Raw genomic sequence first — 16,406 nt, 5'->3', positions numbered from 1 at the left:
AAGATACGAAAACTTTACGACATAACGAAGCCCTGGCTTGAGAAAGTCGGGGCTTTGATATAAAAAAAGGATGTGCCTATTTTGACACACCCTCCATTTTATTGTTTAAAAACTACATAAGGAGACTTTTTCAGTGGCCAAGAACAAACATTGTATGTGTTCTGGCGTTGAATGAAATAGAATTGCTTTATTTCAGCAGTTCTTCTGGATATGTCGGCATGGCTCCATTCTGGGTGCAGACATATGCACTGACATGAACAGCTATGCGATGAGCCTCAGATACAGACTTTCCATTGAGGATGCTGCCGATGAAGGAGCCGGTGAAGGAGTCGCCAGCACCTACGGTGTCGGCAACCTTCACTTTCGGTGTTTTCTGGAAAGACACGCGGCCAGGTGTGAAGACATAGCTGCCGTTAATGCCACAAGTAAGCACAAGCATGTCGAGATTGTACTTGCCCAAGATGAGCCAGCACTTGTTCTCGATGTCGAGACCTGGATAGCCAAACATACGACCGATGAGAACCAGCTCTTCGTCGTTGATTTTCAGTATATTGCAACGTTGAAAGGACTCGCGCAGAATTTCCTGAGTATAGAACTGCTGGCGCAGGTTGATGTCGAAAATCTTCAGGCAGTCGGCAGGCGTAGCGTCAAGGAACTTCTGGATAGTGGTGCGGCTGACCACGTTGCGCTGGGCCAGAGAGCCGAAGCAGACGGCACGGCAGTTACGGGCAATTTGGGCGATGTCGTCATCGAAAGGGATGTTGTCCCAGGCTACATTTTCCTTGATGTCATACGTGGGAATGCCTTGCTCGTCGAGCTGCACCTGCACAGTGCCAGTTGGATATGGTACGCGGGGAAGCAAGTCGTTCAGACCGTGCTCCTTCAGAGCCTCAATGGTCTCGTCGGCCAGTTTGTCCTCGCCGAGTGCGCTGACGGCGATGGTGTTGTCCATGCCGAGGAACATTCCGGCATGATAAGCGAAGTTGGCGGGTGCGCCACCCAGTTTCTTACCTTCGGGAAGTACATCCCAGAGGACTTCTCCGAGTCCTACTACATAACGTTTCTGATTCATATCCTATGCGTTTTTTTGTTGTTTGATATAAGTAAAGAGATAGACGACGCCCACGGACATGACAAGTACTGCGCCAGCCTGTCCCATAGCGTCGCTGGCCAAGCCCATGAAGAGTGGGAAGATGGTGCCACCGAAAAGCCCCATAATCATCAAGCCCGACACCTCGTTCTGCTTTGTTGGCATTGATTCAAGTGCGGTGGCGAAGCACATGGAGAATACGTTAGAATTACCGTACCCCACAAGGGCAATGGCTGTATAAAGCATCCACTTTTCCGTTCCGATGAACAGGCCACACATTGCCAAAGCCATCATCACCACAGAGATGATGAAGAATGTACGCATCTTTAGCGCACGGAGGAAGAACGAGCCTGTCAGACAGCCAATGGTACGGAAGATGAAATAGAGAGAGGTGGCGAAGGCTGCATCGTTGAGCGTCATGCCCAGTCGTTCCATCAGAATCTTGGGAGCAGTAGTGTTTGTTCCCACGTCGATACCCACATGGCACATGATGCCGAGGAACGACAGCAGTACAATGGGCGCGCCCAACAGTTTGAAGCACTCCACGAAGGTGGAAGGTCTGCCCTCAACAGGAGGCTCCTCGATGGGAGTCACGAAGAGCAGAACGGTAGAGAGTATGCCTACTACGAGGAAGACGCCAAAGAGTACCCGCCAATTCAGTCCGAATTCAGGAATGACCATCGTGGCCCCCCACATGGCAAGATAAGGAGCAGAGAACGAGGCAATGGCCTTGATGAACTGTCCGAAGGTAAGTGTAGACGCCAGATTGCCGCCACCCATCACAGTCGATACCAGCGGGTTGAGCGATGTCTGCATGAGGGCGTTGCCGATACCTAATAGCGAGAAGACCACAAGCATGATGCCGAACGACTCACCGAACAATGGCAGCAATAGCGACGCAACAGTCACCACAAGTGAGAGCAGTACGGTCTTCTTACGGCCGATTTTATTCATCAGCATGCCCGTAGGAACACTGAAGAGGAGGAACCAAAAGAATACCAGCGAGGGAAACACATTGGCTACGGAGTCGCTCAGAGCCAGGTCGGCCTTTACGTAGTTGGAGGCGATGCCCACCAAGTCCACGAAGCCCATACAGAAGAAGCAGAGCATTACGGGGACGAGATAAATAGATTTGTTTTGATTACCCATATTTCATTAGATTTTTATTTCGTAAATTGTTGCTTTGCCGCCCTTCACCTTTATATTATTATAGGGTTCAGAAGGAAACACGAGGTTGGTCATGACCATCTTGCCCTCAGCATCGAAAGCCTCAATGCTGCAACGGTCGATGAACAGGCGGAACTGTTTGATTTGGCCATATGTCGGTGCCTCAGTCACACAAGGGAATGCCTCGCTGAAGCTCACGTCGCCACTCTTGGTGCGATCCATGCTGAAGGTCTGCTTCTGACCGTCGTATTTCATCACCACCTGCTCGCCCTTTGCGTTCGAGAGCACAATCTCAGCCAGGCTCTTCACGTCTATGAGAATCTCGCAGGCTTCCGTCGGCTTCTTCACTTTGGCACCGCGCAGTGCCAGCATCTCCTTCGATGGCTTCACGCTGAGGTAGGTTTCCTCACCACAGGTGAACAGACCGAGGTCGCGAGGTATTGAGTTGCCCGAACGATATTGCTTCGTCGGCACCTGGTTGGCATACTGCCAGTTGCTCATCCATGCCAGCACCACGCGGCGATTGTCGGGGGCATTGTAGAATAACACGGTGGCATAGTGGTCTTTGCCATAGTCCATCCACTTGGTAACCTTCGGCATTGACTCACAGGTGAACTTACGTCCGTCGAACTGCCCCACGAAATACTGTGTGGCTGAGCCACCAAACGGACCACCAGGGTTGATGTTGCAGATGAGCACCCACTTGCCGTCAATCTCAAACAGGTCAGGGCACTCCCATACACCGCCATGGTTGCCGTACTCCTGCCCGAACGAAGACTCGTAACGCCAGTCTTTCAGATCGGCCGAAGAATAAATCTGCATCTCCTGTCCAACGGCCAAAATCATAATCCAGCGTTTAGTAGGCTCGTACCAGAATACGTTCGGATCGCGGAAGTCGGGCTTGTCGCTGGTCAGAACGGGGTTGCCCTCAAACTTCTTGAAGGTGATACCACCATCATGTGATACTGCCATTGATTGTGTCTGGTGATGACCTGCCGAAGTGTAAAAGGCAATGACATCATCGCCCTTGGTAATGCACGAGCCACTGAAGATGCAGCCTAACCAGTCGGGCTCAAAGGCCATAGGCTCTGCCTGCCAATGCACCAGGTCATTCGAAGTGGAGTGTCCCCAATGCATATTCTCCCACTGTGAGCCGTAAGGGTTCCATTGATAATAGAGATGCCAGGTGCCGTCCTTGTAGAACATACCGTTGGGGTCGTTCATCCATCCGTACAGAGGCGTGTGGTGATACACAGGGCGGAAGCGCTCACGATTGGCAGTGTCGAACGTGTCGGAGAACTTGATTTCCTTCCAGCACACAAATTCGCCCACGGCTCCTTTCTGTCGGCGGTCGCCATGAAACTCGATGTCCAAGAGGCGTGCGCCCTTCAGTTCGTAGGGTACGTAGTAGTCCACACGGTCAATGGCCAGTTTCACATTGATGCGCTGCACCATATCGTTTCGTCCGTCAAGCACGGCAATGGCCGCAATGTCCTCCGTCTCCTGCACGGGCAGCAGCACGTATTTCTTGTCCTGCGCAAGCCGCAATATTGCATGCTTCTCGCCCAACACCATCGGCGTTACCTGCGCCCATGCCGAACAAGTAAGCGCAATCATCGCCATCAGTGTAAAAAATAGTTTCTTCATTTTCCTTTTATGTTTTTAGTTATTAATTTATTTAAGTTTTCGGGAGTTCTTAACTCGCCATTTTACATTGAAAAATGTACTTTCCTCTGACTGAAAATCGTAATTTTGTGCATCGGTATCGGATTGGTGAGGCTCTTTGTTAAGCATCTTAAATGTGCTCATCTCTTGCGATATATGCAAGATTTCAAAGACTTTCTTGTACCTAATATATTCACATCTTTATTAACTTCCGAAACTTAAATTAAGTTATAAATCTGTTGCAAATTTAACTTCTTTCCACTAATTAGGCTGTAAATAATGATACAAAGACTATGAAAAAACGTTCACTGCAACAAAAATGCGTGCAATGAACGTTTTTTCTGTCTCTAACTAAAACAAAAGAAAACAAGATAAAAAATATATTTGTTTTAGAAAAAAAACAGCCTTCTTATAACCAGAGTGTTATGTTTAAAATAGGCTCTTTTCCATTTTTAGACTGATTTGTATAAAGATTAAACCCAAATCGGTCATTAGAAATTTTGCCTTACATAATGTTCAGATAAGTATCCAGAGCCTATAAAATATAAGCAAAAAGTGCTAATGATTGACTCTGAATAATTAAACCAACTTACATTTTGCTACTTATTTTTTCTAATGACCGTTTTGGGTTAAAAGCAAGGAATGCTCTGCATGGAATACACACTTTTACCAGTCACATGCCTTCCACAACGAACCAGCCATACCTTCAATATATTCATTTTTTCTTGCCGGACTTCTTTCGCATAATTTATGAAATTGTTCCATGCAAGATATCCGTTAAGATATTTCGTTGATACGCCACGGAAAGAACGGATAAAATCCTTTAGGAAGCTGTGATATGAATTCAAATGTTGGATGTGGAACAGTCCGAAGCCTTTCTTGCCTCCTTTAATCTGGACAAGGTCTATTCCGTATTCATCGGCGAATCCCTTGTAAATGGAGTTTCCGTCGCTGCAAATAGTAGCACCTTCCGCAAATCGGTTTCCCAGCGTTCTTTTCAGGTCTTCCGTCGAACAGGCTCCCAGGGAGGCGATTTTAGACACAGACTTGTGGTATCTGTCAACTGCACATGGGACGCAGACCTGTTCCTTTGAAAGACCTCTTTGGTGTACGCCTCCACCTCTCTTTCTTGGAAGCCTGTTGGCCTCGCCGTCAGAAAATGCCCTTCGGTTTCCCTTGAAAGACAGGGCAAAGAATGTCTCGTCCGCCTCGCTTATGCCCTCCAGTTTCACGGAATCCTCCATCTGGCACAGGGAAGTCAGTATCTTATGTCTCCACAGGAAAGCTGTCTTAATGTTCATGTCACAATTCCTCGAACTCTCTGTCAGTCCATTTCTGGAAATCATCTCGTTTATGTAGGATTTCCATACTGAAAGTGGCTTGTGGCTGTATGAAAAGATTGTGTTTGTCGTCGGCACAAACGAACGTCTGCAATCCATGCACATGAACTTTTGCACTCCGTCCTTGCGATGACCGTTCCGTACTATATGTGTTTTGCCACAATAAGGGCATCTTGTTATTTCTGATGATTTGACCTCTAGCACAAAATCATAGGTGCTCTCTTCTTTCTCTTCTTTTGAAATTGAGGCCAACAATGCCATCAATTCATTGTAGTCGTCTCTTGACAACTTCTGAATCTTCTCCGATATTTCTTTTAGGCTCTTCTTCATTTCGCTTATGTCAGTTTTTGATGCAAAGCTAAGATGAACTTGTACCATAGCATGGCACAGAATCTGCTTTTGGGCATATAATCAGTCATTATGTGGAAAAGAGCCTTAAAATATGCGTTAATTTAAGAAATAGTACCAAAAATCTTGCCCAATTCAAAAAAAAATAATTGTATCTTTGCACCAAGAATTTAAGAATACGATGAGTTTGATAGAAGAATTGCAGAAACTCCGTAAGCATGAAGACCACACAGAATTCAAGAAGGCAGAGCATAACTACCTGTTTGCTGGAGGCCAAAAGGCCGACCCTCGTGACCGCAGGCATTGCATAGTAGGATATGTTGTTGCTTTGGCTAATGAGAAAGGTGGCTGTCTGGTTTTTTGTATGGCTGATGCCTATCCCCATAAATTTACCAATTGCATCAAGGAGGGCAAGCCACTTCCCGACAACTCCTATTCAGACGATTATCAGGTAGGCTTACGCTTCTACGATGAAATCCCTGACGATGCCTTCCACCTCTTTGCCAAGGATTTTTGCCATCCCCCCGAACCAGAAAGTCTATGTAGAACACCGTTGATTGCTTCACATAGTAATGCACGTGCTATAAGATATAGTTGGATAAATTGTAACACTTAAACTAAACAAATATGCGACAAAGATTCTTTTTTCTATTTGTATTGGCTGCGGTACTTGTCTCTTGCTCAGGAGACAAAGTGAAGTATCGTATCGGAATATCACAGTGTTCGAATGACATCTGGCGTGACAAACAGAATGCAGAGTTGCGTATGGGTACTTATTTCCATGATAATGTAGAACTGAAGTTTGCTGCAGCCTACGATAGTGACGAGCGACAGGTGGAGCAGATTGACAGCCTCGTGAATAATGGCATTGACTTGTTGATCGTGGCACCTAATCAGGTGCAGACCATCTCGCCTGCCATCGACCGAGCATACGACAAAGGTATCCCCGTGATTGTTTTCGAGCGTAAGACAAATTCACAAAAATATACCGCCTTTATCAGTGCCGACAACTATGAGATGGGGCGTGTGATGGGTGAATATATTGTCTCGCGGCTTCACGGGCAGGGCACTGTTCTGGAGGTAAAGGGTCTAGAAGGGTCGTCGCCCGCCATCGAGCGGCATAATGGTTTCATGGATGCCGTAAATAAAGCACCCGGCATTGAGGTGGTGGCCTCGCTACAGGGTGACTGGACGGAACCTACAGCCTACGAGACCACCCAGCAGTGGCTTGCCAATAATAAAGATGTGCACGTAGATTTGGTGTTTGGTGCTAACGACCGTACGGCGATGGGAGCAAGAAATGCACTTGGTAAAGACGTATTATACTGCGGCATAGATGGTTTGCCAGGTGAAAACGGCGGCATACAATTGGTGCGCGATTCTTTGCTCGACGCATCGTATATCTACCCCACCCATGGCGACCAGATTATTGACTTAGCCATCCGCATACTCGATGGCAAGCCCTACGACAAAGAAACGATGCTGATGTCGGCCCTCGTCACCCGCGACAATGCCAAAGTGCTGCTAATGGAAAACGAGGAGATCATGCGCCAGACCGTCCAACTGGACTCATTGCACAAGAAGGCCGACACCTACCTGCATAAACTTGACACACAGCGCATCATCAACTGGCTGGCATTGGGTATCATAGTTTTATTAGTCGTAGTATTCGTACTATTCTACCTTTACCACCTTCGCAAGATTGCATTACAGAGAGAACGTGTAGTCAATACGCTGTGGAATCTTAAGCCTGAAGAAGTTCCTGTTGCTTCTGAACCTACAGCAACGTCAGATGAATCAGATAGTTCAGAGGCGTCAGACAATACTTATGACAACGAACCCGTTGCCGTCTCACATTTCATCGCCAGTTTCAAGGAGGTCATCGAGGCGCGTCTGGAGGACAGCAACGTAAGTGTCGAAGATCTGGCAGCCGACATGAATCTGAGCCGTGTACAGTTGTATCGCAAAGTGAAGGCCGTCACAGGCTCGTCGCCCGTCGAGCTTTTGCGCACCGCCCGTCTGAATCGCGCCTATCAGTTGTTGCTCACCACCGACAAGAGTGTCTCGGAAGTGGCCTACGCTGTCGGCTTTACTGCCCCCAGCTACTTCACCAAATGCTTTAAGGAAGAATACGGCATGGTGCCCGGCGACGTGAGGAAATAAGAACAAGGATTGTGAAATATCGTTCATTCCATCGCAAAAATGTTTCATTGCAACATATTTTGCACGGAGTGAACGATATTTTTTATGCCACGGCATGAGATAGTTAGTATATTTACGGCAGAAATCATAACAAAAATATCAACTAAAAACGTAAGGCAAATGAAACAAACGAAACGATTGTTTTTGAGTTTCCTCTCGCTTTTGCTATGCACCATAATGTGCGCTCAGACGGAGGTAACGGGAACGGTGGTCGATGACTTCGGTGAAGTGGTTATCGGCGCCACGGTGAAGGAGAAGGGTACGTCTAACGGTACGGTGACCGACTTCGATGGCAACTTCAAAATCAAAGTGAACAAGGATGCCACCCTCGTCATCTCGTACGTTGGCTACCAAACAGTAGAAGTGCTTGCACAACAAGGTATGAAGGTAACGATGAAAGATGACGCAAAACTGTTGCAGGAAGTGGTGGTGACGGGTTACACCAGCCAGCGCAAGACCGACCTGACTGGTGCCATTTCGACGGTGAGCATAGACGATATAGCCAAGCAGAACGAAAACAACCCGATGAAGGCCCTGCAAGGACGTGTGCCTGGCATGAATATCCAGGCCGACGGTAACCCGAGCGGCGCTGCTACGATTCGCATCCGTGGTGTGGGAACACTGAATGACAACGACCCGCTTTACATCATCGATGGTGTGCCCACGAAAGCCGGTATGCACGAGTTGAACGGCAACGACATTGAGAGCATCCAGGTACTGAAGGATGCCGCCTCAGCCTCTATCTACGGTTCTCGTGCTGCCAACGGTGTGATTATTATCACTACCAAGAAGGGCAAGGACGGCAAGGTGAAGGTGAATTTCGACGGCAGTGTGGCAGCCTCGTTCTATACAAACAAGATTGAGACCATGAATGCCAGTGAATGGGGACGTGCCTACTGGCAGGCATGCGTGAATGATGGCATCAACCCCTCGAACAACAATCTGGGATATAACTATGACTGGAGTTACGACAAGAACAGCACCCCCGTGCTGAACGGCATGACCATGAACATGTTCCTCGACGAGAATGGTACGGTACGTGCAGGTGATACCGACTGGTTTAAGGAGATTACGCGCACAGGTGTGGTACAACAATATAATGTATCGGTGAGCAATGGCTCAGAGAAAGGCAGTTCTTTCTTCTCGCTTGGCTACTATGATAATCAGGGAACCATCAAGGACTCGTACTTCAACCGTCTCTCAGGCCGTGCCAATGCCGACTATAAGCTGTTCGACGGCAATGTGGTGATAGGCGAAAACTTCACCATTAATCGCACAAAAGGCGTTGATGCTCCTGATGGCGTATTAGAACATGCCCTTGAGTTCAACCCCAACTTTCCCATTTATGCAGAGAACGGAAAGTATGCCCAGGCTCTTGGTGCTTATTCAGAGCGTGAGTCCCCACTTAGCATGATTGACAATACCAAAGACAACGAATATACCCAGTGGCGCATGTTCGGCGACGTACACCTGAGCATCACCCCATTCAAGAACTTCATGGTTCGCACCACTTTGGGTATGGACTACACCCAAAAGGAGCAGCGTTTCTTTACCTATCCCATTGAAAATGGTAAGGTAAGGCGTACAGACTCTGCTGCCGAGAGCAAGCAGGAACACTGGATGCGCTGGATGTGGAATGCCATTGCCACTTACAATGTGGAGATTGGCAAGCATCGTGGCGACGCTATGGTCGGTATGGAGCTGAACCGTCAAAACTTTACATGGCAGAGCGCCAAGCGTTACGAACAGGCCATTCTGAACACCGACTACATGTGGCCAAGTGCAGGTGCTGGCAAACAACTGGCTGAGGGCAGTGGCGACGGGTTCAGCCTCGTATCCTTCTTCGGCAAGGTGAACTACACCTACGACGACAAGTATATGGCTTCGTTCACCATCCGTCGTGATGGCTCCAGCCGCTTCGGTACCAACAACCAGTACGGTACGTTCCCCTCTGTCAGCGCAGGATGGCGTCTCTCTCAGGAGAAGTTTATGCAAGGCGTGAAATGGCTCGACAATCTGAAAGCACGCTATTCTTGGGGACAGACCGGCAACCAGGAAATCTCGAACACCGCACGTTACACACTCTATAAATCAGTGGTGTCAACAGGACTCTGGGGCAGCGGTCAGGCAGGAACCTCCTACGACATTTCCGGAAGAAACGGCGGCTACGCCCTTGCCAATGGTTATATACGCAACCAGCGTGGCAATGAGGACATCAAGTGGGAAACCACTACGCAGCACAATATTGGCGTCGACTTCGCCGTCCTGGGGAATGAAATCTACGGCTCGTTCGACTGGTTCCATAAGAAGACCACCGACATCCTGCTCTTCATGGAAGGTATTGCCGCCATGGGTGAAGGCTCAGGCCAGTGGATTAACGCCGGCGAGGTGAAGAACAATGGTTGGGAGTTCAGTATCGGATATCGTCACACTCTGGCCAACGGATTCTCATGGGACATCAATGGTAACATCAGTAAGTACGTGAACGAAATTACCAAACTGCCTGAGACTGTTGCTGCCAATGGTAAGTACGGCGGCAATGGCGTGAAGAGCGTTGTTGGTCACCCGATGTTCTCGCAGGTGGGTTATATCACCGACGGCATTTTCAAGAGCCAGGATGAGATTGACAACCACGCACGTCAAGAGGGTGCCGGACTCGGCCGCATCCGATATAAGGACCTGAACGGCGACGGCATCATCACCGAGGCTGACCAAGACTGGATTTACGACCCTACACCCGACTTCACCTGGGGTCTGAACATATACTTGCAGTACAAGAACTTCGACCTGACCATGTTCTGGCAGGGCGTGCAGGGTGTGGACGTTGACTGTCGCGGCTATAAGTCGCAGACCGACTTCTGGGCAAATTCTGCAATCAACGTGCCTTACCTCAACAAGGGCATCCGTGCTCTCAACGCATGGAATCCTGCTAATACAGGTAGCGACATCCCCGCCCTGACTACGAGCGACACCAATAATGAAGGCCGCGTATCTTCGTATTACATTGAGAATGGCTCCTATTGCAAGCTGCGCACCATCCAGTTGGGCTATAACTTGCCAAAGGGCATTATAGACAAGTTGCGCATGAACCGCATCCGCCTATACTTATCGGCCCAGAACCTGCTGACCATCAAGAGCGGCAAATTCTCGGGAGCCGATCCTGAGAACCCAGGATTCAACTACCCTATTCCACTCAACCTAACTTTCGGAGTGAACGTAGGCTTTTAAATGACCAATTTCACGAATTAAACGAATTACAGTTATGAAGACAATATATAGAACTATCTGCGCAACCTGCGTAATCTGTGGTTTGATGTCATGTTCAAACTTCCTCGAAGAACAGGTGCCGCAGGCCACACTGACTCAGGACGAGGTGAAGAGCCCTGAGTATATCGACAATGTGCTGATTTCGGCATACGCAGGACTGGTTTCCATTGAGGATATGAACGCCAGTTTCTCACTCTGGAACTACGACACTCGCTCAGACGATGCCTACGTTGGCGGTTCTGACTTCTCAGACGGCGAACCGTTCCACAGACTGGAGAAGAGCACGGGTGTAATGACCACCGACTGGCCATTCAGTTCTATCTGGACAAAGTTATACAACTATCTCTCTCGCGTCAGTCTCTCTCTCGATATTCTGGCAAGTTCTGATCAGGAGAGCACTACCATTCAGCAGCGCACTGCCGAGATGAAGTTCCTGCGTGCCTACGGACATTTCCAACTGAAGCGTTTGTTCAAGAAAATCCCATTCGTGAACAAGCCCAATATGACGGAAGAGGACTACAACAACCTCTCAAACACTGAATACACAAACGACGAGGGCTGGCAACAGATTATCAACGACCTCGAAGATGCTTATAAGATACTGCCCGCAACGCAAGCCGACAAGGGGCGTCCTACAAAGGCTGCCTGTGCTGCTTTTCTGGCTAAGGTATACCTTTATAAGGCCTACCGTCAGGATGATGCCAATACGAATCAGGTGACAAGCATCAACGAAGCAGATTTACAGAAGGTTGTTGAATACACCAACGCCTCTCTTTACAATGGCTATGGTCTTGAGATAGACCTGCACAACAATTTCCGTCCCGAGGAGCAGTACGAAAACGGCCGCGAGAGTATCTGGGCCATCCAGTATTCCAAGAACGACGGCACCGTATATGGCAACCTGAACTTCTCCAATCGCCTTATCGTACCATGCATTCCCAAGGTTCATGACTCAGGTTGCGACTTCTATAAGCCATCGCATAATCTGGTAAGTGCCTATCGTACCAACAGCAATGGCCTGCCCATGCTCGACACTTTTGCTGAAAAAGAGTACACCGTAGGCTCTGCCGAGACTGTTGATCCCCGTCTGTTCGTCACAGTAGGTGTTCCGGGCACTCCCTATATGTTCAATACCAACTTCATGATGAGCGAGAGCAACGCCTGGAGCCGTTCGGGTGGAACCTTCGGCTACTTTGTTTCGCTGAAACAGAATGTTGATCCAGCACTAACCAACAACTATCTCTTCCTGTGCGACTCGCAGTGGGCCAGTTGCATGAACCGCGTTGTATTCCGCTATGCCGACGTGCTACTGATGCGTGCCGAAGCCCTGGCTCAGCTGGGGCAGACTACCGAGGCTCTTGCACTCGTGAACCAGGTGCGCGAACGTGCAGCAGGCATGGCTACCGCCAGCGTGGTGTCAAACTATCCAAATAAATATGGCGTACACTATGCTGTTGGTAAATACAATGGCTCCTTCTCGAAGGAAGAGACAATGAAGATTATCAAGATGGAACGCCGCTTGGAGCTGGCTCTCGAGAGTGAACGCTTCTTCGACCTCGTGCGTTGGGGCGACGCTGCTAACGTTCTGAACAAGTACTACACCAGCGAAAGCCAGAAGATGAACTTCCTCAACGGCTCGCAGTTCACTGCCAATAAGAACGAGTACCTGCCCATTCCATACGAACAAATGGCTGCATCTAACGGGCACTACACCCAGAACTGCGGACAATGGTAATTAGGCTCGCCATGGCAATAATAAAACAAAAAAAACAACCCCAAGACATGAAAACAAGAATAAAAAACCTCCTCAGCCGTGTCCTTCTATGCTGCAACATCGTTGCAGCCCTCACGGTACTCTCCTCTTGCAACGATGACAATACAGGCTCGATTAATGTCAGTAGTACTTGCTTCGTGGAAAAGTTTGTGCTCAACGGACAATACGAAGGTCTCATCAATACAGAGAAGCGCCAAATAAAGATAAAGGTACCTGTGGATTTCACCGAGAAGAGCAACATGGAAATCACCGCTCTTTGCGTATCAGCAGGTGCCCAAACCAATATGAAGGTGGGCGACCACCTGAACTTCGACGCAGACCGCAACCTCCACGTCAGTAATGGTGACCTCGTGATGGACTATCAGGTAAGTGTTCGCAATGACGAGGCACTGATGTCGCTCTTCATGCTCGAAGGTATCAAGGGTGCCATTAACCAGGAGGACAAGACTGTCACCGTCAGCGTAATGACCAACAGCGGTATCGACCTCAGCAATGCCACCTTCGAGGTGGCGTGCAGCGAGGATGCGACTTGTAGCCCAGCAAGCGGTACGAAGGGAAACTTCACCGAGCCGTTCCAGATTACACTGAATGATAACACCGCCAATACGGTATATACGGTCTACGTCACCCAGATTCAGGATCCTGTGGCTCTGTTCGTAGGCAATGCCGAGAACATCGAGCTGCTGAACGACGAGGAAAAGGCTGCCGCAAAATGGCTCACCGGCAACATTGCCAGCGCTGCCTACGCTTCTTGGAGCGACATCGCCAACGGCAACATTTCATTGGATAAATGCAAACTCATCTTCTTCCACCGTCACTGCTCATCGTATGGCAACTACAACGGTTTTGCAGAGGCTGAACAAGGTGCTATGACTGCACTGGCACGCATGAAAGACTTCTGGCAGAAGGGCGGTGCATTCGTTCTCGGACGCTCGGCAGTGAACTACGCCATTGCTCTAGGTGCCATGCCTGAGGACGCTTATCCCAACAACGTCTGGGGTGGCGGAGGCGGCGAAGGATCCGACTTGATGGGCGACGACCCTTGGCATACCTTTGCCTACGACATCACCCATCCGCTGTGGAACGGTCTGGCTACCTATCCCGGCGCTCCCGACAATGCCGTCTATACGCTCGACAAGGACTACACCATCTGCAACACCACGTCGCAGTTTGGATTCTGGGACACCTACCAGAGCGGAAAGGATGCCGTGGAAGCCAAAACTGGCGGTCGTGCACTGACTGGCGACAACAGCGTGAACGCATGGGAGTTGAAGGCCTATAGCGGCGAGTTCGGCAAGGGTGGCATCATCTGTCTTGGCTCAGGTCTCTACGACTGGAACTCTCCTACTCCTTACACGTCGCATTACCACAACAACATGGGCAAGATTTTGCTCAATGCATTCGATTATCTAACCAAATAAACAAAAAAATTATGAAGACTATGCTATATTCAGTATTCGCGCTCATGTTGTCAGCCTCTACACTGACGGCATGCAGCGACAACGAGTTCAGCGGCGACCCCGATAAAGACTGGGCTGAAACCACTACCTTTTTCGCCTCCACCGATGCCCAAAGTTTCGACACCTACTACACACCATCTGTAGGCCGTGTTGGCGACCCCATGCCCTTCTTCGACCAGAAGGCCGGCGACTTCAAGGTGCTCTACCTGCAGGAGTTCACCAACAATCTGAGCCATCGCTTCCATCCCATTTGGGGAGTATCAACCAACGACGGTGCCCACTACGAGTCACTCGGTGAGGTGCTGCCCTTCGGCGACAACGACTACCAGCAGGATGCAGCACTCGGTACGGGCTGTGCCTACGAGAAGGATGGCATCTATTATATCTATTATACGGGCCACAATGGCAACTGCAAGAACCGTGAGGTGGTGATGCGTGCCACATCCGCCGACTTCAAGACTTGGACAAAGGACGAGCTTTGGACGCTCAACGGCCCCGACTTCGGCTACTCTGGCAACGACTTCCGCGACCCGCAGATTTTCGTCGCCGACGACAACCTCTACCACATGGTCATCGCCACCTATCCCAACGGCGGCGGCGACCCCTGCTTTGCCGAGTTCAAGAGCAGCGACATGAAGAACTGGGAGCACGTAGGCCGCTTCAAGATGATATGGGACCGTATGCTCGAATGTCCCGACATCTTTAAGATGGGTGATTATTGGTATCTCGTCTATAGCGAAAGCTTCAGAGCCAGCTGGAGCCGCAAGGTGAAGTACATGATGGCCAAAAGCTACGACGAGTTGAAGGCTTGCTTCAACGACGGTCCCAAATGGCCTGCCGACGGTCACGAGGGAGTGCTCGACAGCCGCGCCTTCTATGCAGGAAAGACTGCCTCTAACGGTACCGACCGCTTCATTTGGGGATGGTGTCCCTTCCGCTCTGGAGCCGACATCCACGAGAAGAACGTCAACGTAGGTGCTGGCGACGGCAATGAGCCAAACTGGTCTGGTTCTCTCGTCTGCCATAAAATCATCCAGCATCAAGACGGCACACTGACACTCGGAGCCGTACCCGCCATGGCAGCCAAATACGGGCAGACGGCATCGGCCAACGTGATGGAGTCGAACGGCTATAGCAATGGCACGCTCAGTGGCGACGATGCATACGTGCTTTATAATCGCCTGGCTAGTTGCAACCACATTTCTTTCACGGTCAAGACCTCCAACAATTGGGACAAGTTCGGCATCTCCTTCGTCCGCGGCACCGACTCCAAGAAATACTATACGATAGTGGTAAATCCCGAGGACGAGAACCATCGCAAGGTCAACTTTGAGCAAGAGGGTAAGGAAGGCAAAGGGTTCATAGAGGCAGCCGACGGATACTGGTTCGAGCGACCTGCCAATAACACCTATAACATCGACATCTATACCGACAACTCAGTTCTCGTGATGTACATCAATGACGTCTGCGCCTACACCCAACGCATTTACGGCATCCAGAAGAACTGCTGGAGCATCAATAACTATGGCGGCTCCGTCACCGTCAGCGACTTGAAGATTTGCCAAGACTAATTCATTCAGACATAAATCGTTCAATGCAGCAGAAAATGTTGTATTGAACGATTTCTTTCAGCCAATGTAATATCCTTTATTCTGGAATAGGAGGATATGCACTAATTTTGTAGCCAACATCATTTAGTCACAAACCAAATAAATTTTTATGAAGAAACTTTTACTCATGGCAAACAGTTTGTCGCAACAGTGTGTAACACCAAAGTCGTTCTATGAGACGATGAGGACAAAGATGTGGGAAACGATGTGGTTGTGACCAGTGGTGTCATCGGCAAAGGCACACACCAGAACACTCTTAGCGCAGGCAAAAAAGAGTTCTACAAGTAAACAGATACTTAAGAATAGAGGAATCCCAGCACCCCGGTGTGGGATTTTTTTTGCATAAAAACCTATCTGATTAGATTCTAAACCACCTACTCTGGATATACCTTGGACGTTCCTTGGACGTTCCTTGGACGTTCCTTGGACGTTCCTTGGACGTTCCTTGGACGTTCCTTGGACGTTCCTTGGACGTTCCTTGGA

Annotated in this window: 10 protein-coding genes; 6 read left to right on the top strand and 4 right to left on the bottom strand. The window is 49.2% G+C overall.

Translation table 11 applies throughout. The features are described from left to right. Positions 1–187 precede the first annotated feature (187 nt). From T538_RS0112830 to T538_RS0112815, 4 genes are all read right to left on the bottom strand, one after another. A complete protein-coding gene (locus T538_RS0112830) occupies positions 188–1,072 on the bottom strand; it encodes a carbohydrate kinase family protein (protein ID WP_031534256.1) in 885 nt (294 codons plus the stop codon). Positions 1,073–1,075: 3 nt separating this feature from the next. Beyond that, positions 1,076–2,239: an MFS transporter gene (locus tag T538_RS0112825; RefSeq protein ID WP_031534258.1), complete on the bottom strand. Its 1,164-nt coding sequence runs from the start codon at positions 2,237–2,239 to the stop codon at positions 1,076–1,078. Positions 2,240–2,245: 6 nt separating this feature from the next. Continuing rightward, complete coding sequence (locus T538_RS0112820) at positions 2,246–3,904, bottom strand: glycoside hydrolase family 32 protein (RefSeq protein ID WP_031534260.1); 1,659 nt, start codon at positions 3,902–3,904, stop codon at positions 2,246–2,248. Between the two features lie 647 nt (positions 3,905–4,551). After that, the gene (locus tag T538_RS0112815; protein ID WP_051656083.1) at positions 4,552–5,592 is read right to left on the bottom strand and encodes an IS1595 family transposase; all 1,041 of its coding nucleotides are present in this window, start codon (positions 5,590–5,592) and stop codon (positions 4,552–4,554) included. 199 nt (positions 5,593–5,791) lie between these two features. Here T538_RS0112815 and T538_RS17270 point away from each other — a divergent pair, with 199 nt between their 5' ends. The 6 genes from T538_RS17270 (at position 5,792) to T538_RS0112785 (ending at position 15,884) form a co-directional block, all read left to right on the top strand. Beyond that, positions 5,792–6,226 carry a hypothetical protein gene (locus tag T538_RS17270; protein WP_034539145.1) on the top strand — a complete coding sequence of 145 codons (435 nt, stop codon included), beginning with the start codon at positions 5,792–5,794 and terminating at the stop codon, positions 6,224–6,226. Between the two features lie 11 nt (positions 6,227–6,237). Continuing rightward, entirely contained in the window at positions 6,238–7,773 is a 1,536-nt protein-coding gene (locus T538_RS0112805; protein ID WP_031534263.1) for an AraC family transcriptional regulator, read from the top strand. 159 nt (positions 7,774–7,932) lie between these two features. After that, on the top strand, positions 7,933–11,040 hold the full coding sequence (locus tag T538_RS0112800; protein ID WP_031534265.1) for a SusC/RagA family TonB-linked outer membrane protein: 3,108 nt from the start codon (positions 7,933–7,935) through the stop codon (positions 11,038–11,040). A gap of 34 nt (positions 11,041–11,074) precedes the next feature. Continuing rightward, positions 11,075–12,814, top strand: coding sequence for a RagB/SusD family nutrient uptake outer membrane protein (locus tag T538_RS0112795; protein WP_031534267.1), 1,740 nt, complete (start codon positions 11,075–11,077; stop codon positions 12,812–12,814). 47 nt (positions 12,815–12,861) lie between these two features. After that, on the top strand, positions 12,862–14,274 hold the full coding sequence (locus T538_RS0112790; RefSeq protein WP_031534269.1) for a DUF4960 domain-containing protein: 1,413 nt from the start codon (positions 12,862–12,864) through the stop codon (positions 14,272–14,274). Positions 14,275–14,285: 11 nt separating this feature from the next. Continuing rightward, a complete protein-coding gene (locus T538_RS0112785) occupies positions 14,286–15,884 on the top strand; it encodes a glycoside hydrolase family 32 protein (protein WP_031534270.1) in 1,599 nt (532 codons plus the stop codon). Positions 15,885–16,406 lie beyond the last annotated feature (522 nt).

Source organism: Bacteroides sp. Ga6A2 (assembly GCF_000702225.1).
GTDB lineage: Bacteria > Bacteroidota > Bacteroidia > Bacteroidales > Bacteroidaceae > Ga6A1.
The sequence above is the reverse complement of the archived record's forward strand: the minus strand, read 5'-3'. Positions and strand labels throughout refer to the sequence as shown.